8 protein-coding genes are annotated in these 6,238 nt (G+C 45.6%); 6 read left to right on the top strand and 2 right to left on the bottom strand.

Annotation, left to right across the window (positions count from 1 at the left end; translation table 11 throughout):
* Positions 1 to 55 precede the first annotated feature (55 nt).
* The 6 genes from ACJ2PR_RS34640 to ACJ2PR_RS34615 all read left to right on the top strand — a co-directional run bounded on the left by ACJ2PR_RS34640 (position 56) and on the right by ACJ2PR_RS34615 (position 4,650).
* Positions 56 to 1,057 carry a hypothetical protein gene (locus ACJ2PR_RS34640; RefSeq protein ID WP_446871778.1) on the top strand — a complete coding sequence of 334 codons (1,002 nt, stop codon included), beginning with the start codon at positions 56 to 58 and terminating at the stop codon, positions 1,055 to 1,057.
* Between the two features lie 104 nt (positions 1,058 to 1,161).
* The gene (locus ACJ2PR_RS34635; RefSeq protein WP_446871777.1) at positions 1,162 to 1,581 is read left to right on the top strand and encodes an element excision factor XisH family protein; all 420 of its coding nucleotides are present in this window, start codon (positions 1,162 to 1,164) and stop codon (positions 1,579 to 1,581) included.
* A complete protein-coding gene (locus ACJ2PR_RS34630; RefSeq protein ID WP_446871776.1) occupies positions 1,569 to 1,904 on the top strand; it encodes an element excision factor XisI family protein in 336 nt (111 codons plus the stop codon). The genes ACJ2PR_RS34635 and ACJ2PR_RS34630 overlap by 13 nt, the downstream gene beginning before the upstream one ends.
* 336 nt (positions 1,905 to 2,240) lie before the next feature.
* Positions 2,241 to 2,780: an NUDIX domain-containing protein gene (locus tag ACJ2PR_RS34625; RefSeq protein WP_446880454.1), complete on the top strand. Its 540-nt coding sequence runs from the start codon at positions 2,241 to 2,243 to the stop codon at positions 2,778 to 2,780.
* 38 nt (positions 2,781 to 2,818) lie between these two features.
* Positions 2,819 to 3,295 (top strand): hypothetical protein, encoded by a 477-nt coding sequence (locus ACJ2PR_RS34620; protein ID WP_446871774.1) that lies wholly within the window; start codon positions 2,819 to 2,821, stop codon positions 3,293 to 3,295.
* A 50-nt stretch (positions 3,296 to 3,345) separates the two neighbouring features.
* Positions 3,346 to 4,650 carry a hypothetical protein gene (locus tag ACJ2PR_RS34615; protein WP_446880453.1) on the top strand — a complete coding sequence of 435 codons (1,305 nt, stop codon included), beginning with the start codon at positions 3,346 to 3,348 and terminating at the stop codon, positions 4,648 to 4,650.
* A 48-nt stretch (positions 4,651 to 4,698) separates the two neighbouring features.
* On the opposite strand, the gene ACJ2PR_RS34610 is transcribed toward ACJ2PR_RS34615, so the two are convergent.
* Together ACJ2PR_RS34610 and ACJ2PR_RS34605 are read right to left on the bottom strand one after the other, a co-directional pair.
* Complete coding sequence (locus tag ACJ2PR_RS34610) at positions 4,699 to 5,211, bottom strand: TIR domain-containing protein (protein ID WP_446862276.1); 513 nt, start codon at positions 5,209 to 5,211, stop codon at positions 4,699 to 4,701.
* A 458-nt stretch (positions 5,212 to 5,669) separates the two neighbouring features.
* On the bottom strand, positions 5,670 to 6,238 hold a 569-nt coding region (locus ACJ2PR_RS34605; protein WP_446862277.1), incomplete at its 5' end, for a GUN4 domain-containing protein.

The following is a 6,238-nucleotide window of genomic DNA, read 5'->3' as shown; positions in this document are numbered from 1 at the left end:
ATCAGTCGGCGAAGCGTCAAGAATCACCGCTCCTTTAGGACGGTGAGTATGTCAAGTGTTGAGTGTACCGTTTGGGTCGGATGCGATTCGGTGGAAGGAAACTCTGGAGCAGAAGGGCATTCAATTTGATGCGATGATTCATCCGCAGCTACCGATGATTGAGTTTGCGCTCAAAGATCTTCCGCCCCGTTTGGTTGAAAAGCTGGAGGCGAAGTTTGGCAAAAATGTTAACGATCTGGATGAACTTCGTGTACCCGATGATTTGCGAATTATTCCTCCCGCGGATCATACGTGGGCAGAATCGCGGCAGGATTCAGGCGTGGGGGCGCTGGCGTACAACCTATTTACAGAAGAGGTCTGTCAACAGCTTCAGGCATTTCAGTTCGATGAAATAAAGGTTTTGGGTATCCGTCACAATGACTTTGCTGGGGAGAACTTTGCCAGTAAGCAATGGCGCAATCAGTCTGTGAGTGTTCAGGTGGGGGAGTTTGAACTGCCGGAATCGCATCCAGAGTATTACCGTTATAACGGCACCCCGATCGTCCAGATCGACGACAAGAACCTTGGCACTTTCTCACCGGATACTCCTAAGCTACCGATCGGAAGTTCTTTTGAAGCTAATCTACGTCCTGAAGGTTCCAGCGTGGTACTGAAGTTGAACCCTGATTCCATTCAACTGCCTGAGCCAGTCCTCCCCGGTGCCGAATCGGTTCAAAACTCTGAACGGGATAGAGATCAATGGCGCAGGGAGATGTTTTCAGGACTGGTGACAGCCGTTGGCACTACCTATGAGCAGCAAAGGTCAGGTGATGCTGAAATTGCTCAGTTTAAGGTAGGCAACAAGTGGACTGCCTACGTTCAACCCACGGGTGACTTTATTATTCGGAATGAAGCGAGGCGCACGATTTGTCGAGGGAATCTGCATACGGGCGAGGAAACAGTGCCACTGTCAGAAGATTCTGCTGGTGAATTAGAGAAAATGTTGGTGGAAAGGGAGCATGTGCCCCAGCAAAATAGACAACGACTATGCCATTTATCAAACTCCCAGCTAGACTGACCCTGGAAAGGTTAATAATGCATCCAGCAGTGTGGGGTAGGTATTACCTCTTTTACCTTGCGGGATAAACAATACAATGAATGTACTGATGAGTGATTTGGCATATGTCCGCACGGGATGTTTATCATGATGTTGTGAAGGCTGCGTTGATCAAGGATGGCTGGAAGGTGACGGCTGATCCTTTGGCGCTGAAGTTTTCGACGCGGTATAAATTGCAGATTGATTTGGCGGCTGAGGCTCTGGTGGCGGCGGAGAAGGATAATCAGTTTATCGCTGTGGAGGTGAAGAGTTTTCTGGCGCCTTCAACCGTTTCAGAATTTCATGCCGCGCTGGGACAGTTTATTAATTACCGCATTGCGTTGCGGTTGAAGCAGCCAGAGCGAGTGCTGTATCTGGCGGTGCCGCTGTTCACCTATGAGGAATTTTTTCCAGAGGAGGTCGTCCGCATCAGCATTGCGGAGAATGCGGTGAAGTTGCTGATTTTTGATCCGGATTTGCAGGAGGTTGTGCAATGGATAAGCTAGAGCAATATCGGGTTTGGATTAAGCAAATTTTAACGGAGCATAGTCGGTTGAAGTCTTCCTACGGGGAGATTGAGGAGGTTGTGTTTTTTGATGAGGAGCGTGATCACTATCAGTTGTTCAGTGTGGGCTGGGAGAATCGACGACGGGTGTTTGGTTGTACGATTCATATCGATTTGATTGATGGCAAGATTTGGATTCAGCATGATGGAACGGAGGTGGGGGTTGCGAATGAGTTGGTGGCATTGGGGGTGCCGAAGGGGGAGATCGTGTTGGCGTATCAGCCTGTGAGTGGGCGGCGGCTGACGGAGTTTGCAGTGGGGTAATGGTTGATGAAGGATTCGGCGGTTAGCTCGTTGGGGAGTTTGGGCGATCACACTATCAGGATAAAGCTCGAATTCCTGGATCTAATCTTTTATCCTCTGATCATGATTAGAGATTGCTTTAGCGATCGTTTGCGGGTTGCTGCCGATGCTCAGGAGTGGAGCGATCGATTGCAGTTGGGTCTCACTTCATCCAATGATTAATAGGCAAGAACTTGACGGTGCTCAATCTAGCCTACAGAGAGAGGGGAGATCGCGTTGAAAATAAAGGGAAAGAGTAGCGATCGTGTGCTTGCTGATGTAATCTAAGGCGATCGAGAACTGATGGGGCTGTGGACAATGGATGCAGATAGGATTATTTTTAGCGCTCAGTGGATTGCAGTTAAGGAATCTCCGAGAGGATTTCAGTATTTGGAGCGCAAGGGTAAGGATTCTGTTGCGGTGTTTCTCTTGAAAAGAAGTGGCGAAAAGCCGGAACAGTATGAAGTTTTAATTCGCCAGCAGCATCTTTGTATTGATAATCGAGAAGTGGATGGAAGGTTCAGGCTGTTTCCCTGTCCGGTTACTGGGGCGTTAGAGGAGGGGGAATCGCCGGAAGCGGCGGCTAAAAGAGAAGTGTATGAGGAAACGGGCTATCGGGTTCAGGCTTTGCCGATGGGTCAGTATATTGTGGGAACTCAGGTGAATGAGATCTGCTATCTGTACTATGCTGATGTCACAAACCTGAAACCAGATTTGGCTCAACAGGATGGCACCTATATGGAGTCGATCGCCAAAAATGAATGGCATCCGTTTGAGTACCTGGAATCCTGTGATTTCTCAGCCTGTCAAATTGGCTACTTGAAGCTACAGAAAATGCTCTTCAAAAACAATCAGTAAAATTCTAGAGTTGGGTAACTATTGCTGCTTTAAAGACTATGTCAACTAACTATTTAGACTGGGTTGAAAAGAATAGGGAATATTTGATCAAGCAAAGCGAGATGTTGCAAAATGCGATCACGCGCATGGCAAACAATTCATTAGAAGTGAAAAAAGTTGGAATAACCGTTTGGGCAGCAATAGTGGGCTTTGGGTTTACCAATCGAAGTGCGGTTTTATTTGTGTTGGCATTTGTCGCTTTTGCACTATTCGGTGTTCTGGATGTTTACTACTTGTATTTGGAGCGAAAGTTTCGTGATAACTTTAACCGATTAGCCCGAATTTTAAGTGGGTATATCATTCCTGAAGATCAGGAATGGATCGAGAAAGTTAAAGGAAATTTTCTCAAACCCGACAACTCAACCAAATTCCTCGGACAAATTCCTAACACGCTCAAGTCCTGGGCAAACCTGCCTTATTTGATTACGTTCTTGATCACAATTTTGCTTCTAGTTGTGCCACTACCATCCAAGTAGAGCGGATTTATCTGATTAAGTTAGAAAAATGGGAAAATTCAGATAGTAATATGACAAAACTCTCTTTTTTCAGGGTTCACAATGACAAAGGACAGAAGCTCCTGGATCATTACGTTCAGCCTATATGCAATAGGCGTGGGATTAATTTGGTAGAATCACGTCCCGATGCAAATCGTGGTGATTCGTTAAAAGCAGAGTTCAGCTCAGATGTAGTACTCTGGGACGGATCCGTTGAACCTGGTCACGCCTACCATGCCTTCAACGAAAGAGCAAAACAGTCGGGGAGCAAGTACGTAGTTGTTAGTAGAACCCCGTTGCCTCGTAATGTATTGGCTTACAACCAATTCGCTCCAATTCATGGCGAAGCATTTACTAACGAGGTTTTAGGAGCTTGGCTTGATCGATACCTATTTACTATTCTTTCTGGTCAACGTTTTATACCTGATAGAACAGATAATTTCAGTAGCCCGATAGCAAGTCAATATTGGATGTTTAACAATGCTGCCGATGTATTTTTAAGCTTTCGTGGAACTCAGCAAAAAGCTGTAGAAACATGGAGTCAAAAATTTACAAAGGCATCTGATCTCACTGTCCGGATAGTGCCAGAAGCAGAATACTCATACAGGACAGAGTGTGTTACGCTTCAGCAGATGTGGGAAGGTGTAGCCCGGCTAGGACATGAAATAACATCAACAAGCAGAGCCGTTATTTTTCTGTCAGACGATTACTTCGATTCCTTCTGGACTTGCTCCGAGCTACTCTTTCTGATTAAACATCGAAGTAACTCAGACAGATCTATTCGACAAGCTTATATTGTCTTAGACAAGTCTCGTCCTGACTTGACTCCTCTTCTTATTGGGGCTTCTCAACTACCAATACCCTCAATAACGTCCGCTCAGTCTCATCGTTTATTCAAAATTTTGAATAATAGTGATCCGCTCACAGTTGGTCCTGATACAAGAATTCCGCCTTCAGGTCCTGCTAAATTACTATCTCTAGTGCTTCGCCCTACCTTTGGCTGGTACGACCCTGAATTTATGAAAGATTCTTTCTGGAAAACGGTTCGAGTACCTTGTCCACATTGTCGTCCGCGAAATCGTCGCCCAGAACACGTTGATTGGGAAAGGCACCTTAATTTAACAACTTCTGATCCACAAGTTGACTACTTCGGTTACTTTTCTACTTCTCCGGATCAACTTGCCAACAGAGTCGTTGAATGTCCAAACTGTCATAATCGAATTCGCTTACAAAACAATCGCCCTCCCAGAACCCTCTGGTTTCCTATTCAAACGACTGAACGGGATCAAACTCGCCCTGTCATTGAAGAATATCCAGTTTGGGAAGTTGTTGCCTAAAGCAATTTGTATCGAACACGCACGTACATCAAGCACGACAGGTGAGAATTACCTACCTGCAACCCTCGCTGCATCTTCAACGCACTTACTAAAGTTATTGTATCCATCGTTGTAAACCCAATCATAGGTTGGGAAAACCTGGGACATACTAACATACGTCTTCGACATATAAGTATACGGGCTGCGCTGTTCGACAGTGAAGCTGTCAAAAGGATTGTTCCCTTTCAAGTCAGGTGTTCCGTTTATGTCCTTAATGTTATGAATGTATATTCCTAGCATTCCATTGCCACGTTCGCGACTTCTCTCAATTTCATATTTGACCCACTTACGTTCGGATGTCTCAGTTCCAATCAGCACAACGGTAACAGAGGTATTCTGCAAACCTGAATTAATGAGCTGTTTGAGTGAGTTTTCACCTGTTCTCTTCGTTGATTCCCAAAGAGAGCAATCCCAATAACCAGCTTCCTGATAACCGCTTTTTACCTTGGCATGGTTTCGTACAACATTGACTCGCCAAATATCTTGCTGGTAATGAAAGCTAAAGAAAACTCTTCTAGTCATAAAAACTCCAAGAACCTGACCAAGTGAATAGTACTATTGTATGTAGATGCTGCCTATAGCGTCAAGTCTCAAATATTTCCTGAAGTGTACTCAATATGTAGTAACCTAAAGAGTAGGGTGGGCATTGCCCTACAAGTTTTGCCAGAGGTATAAACCAAAGCCGAAACTGGAAAAGAAGCCGCATTGGAGGAGTCGGTTGCTTGAGGGAATTAAGAAGAAGGGCAAACCCCAGACAACTAGTCCAGGGCAAATGAATCTGTGGGATGAATGAGCAACTTCTTCAGAGATTCATAAGGTGGCAAGGGAATTTGTTGAGGCAAATTGCTACAATTCCTAACTTGCCATGATCCGAGATTAAACAGGCACAAACCCCTTGGTACCAGGTAATGAATCCTTGAAAAGCTGATGGTTCGTGGAAGAAGAATGCTATTACAAATCTTTGGGAATGCCTGAAGCTGTTAAATGCTACATTCTACAAGTCTTTGCACGAGAGAAGAGAACCCCCACACATGTCCCCCTCTCCCCCTCCACCCTCCCGTCTCTTTTCCCGTTCTCACCCTAAACGTGGCTGGGAAGTGTCCCACTGGGGCAGACATGTCAAGAGTTAACTCTGCATCGCTTTTCCAAGTTCCTCCGAGGATAGCCGGTCCCTTCGTTCGCCATCCCACCTCTACTCCAAACTTTTCCCATTGTGAATTGTACTTCTTAGGGCTACCACACCTCTGCCAAATTTTCTTCTGGACGCTAAAGCCAAACCTGCCATGGCTATACTTCACCCAAAGTTGATCGATCGTGCGCAGGTCAGCACAAGGAAATTGCTGTATATCCTGATCTCGAAGATAGAACTTTTGTCCCATACCTTCGTACATACTTTTGGTAGTTTCTTCATCTGCTTCTTTCAATTGCCCTGCCTCCAACAAAGCTTCTAATTGGGTGTAGTTTCCTTTGGTAGCATCAAGCGATTGGTTTTGCTGGGGCGCATCTATTGGTTGGGGGAGCGACTGTCGGCGATTCGCGAGAATAGAAG

This window comes from Phormidesmis sp. 146-33 (assembly GCF_052939515.1).
Note: the sequence above shows the minus strand (reverse complement) of the source record. Positions and strands in the feature narration are given on the sequence as shown.

Excerpts from the sequence above, each read along its gene's own strand:
- ACJ2PR_RS34635 (WP_446871777.1), top strand. The coding sequence starts at position 1,162 with ATGTCCGCACGGGATGTTTATCATGATGTTGTGAAGGCTGCGTTGATC.
- ACJ2PR_RS34630 (WP_446871776.1), top strand. The coding sequence starts at position 1,569 with ATGGATAAGCTAGAGCAATATCGGGTTTGGATTAAGCAAATTTTAACG.
- ACJ2PR_RS34625 (WP_446880454.1), top strand. The coding sequence starts at position 2,241 with ATGGATGCAGATAGGATTATTTTTAGCGCTCAGTGGATTGCAGTTAAG.
- ACJ2PR_RS34620 (WP_446871774.1), top strand. The coding sequence starts at position 2,819 with ATGTCAACTAACTATTTAGACTGGGTTGAAAAGAATAGGGAATATTTG.
- ACJ2PR_RS34615 (WP_446880453.1), top strand. The coding sequence starts at position 3,346 with ATGACAAAACTCTCTTTTTTCAGGGTTCACAATGACAAAGGACAGAAG.
- ACJ2PR_RS34610 (WP_446862276.1), bottom strand. The coding sequence starts at position 5,211 with ATGACTAGAAGAGTTTTCTTTAGCTTTCATTACCAGCAAGATATTTGG.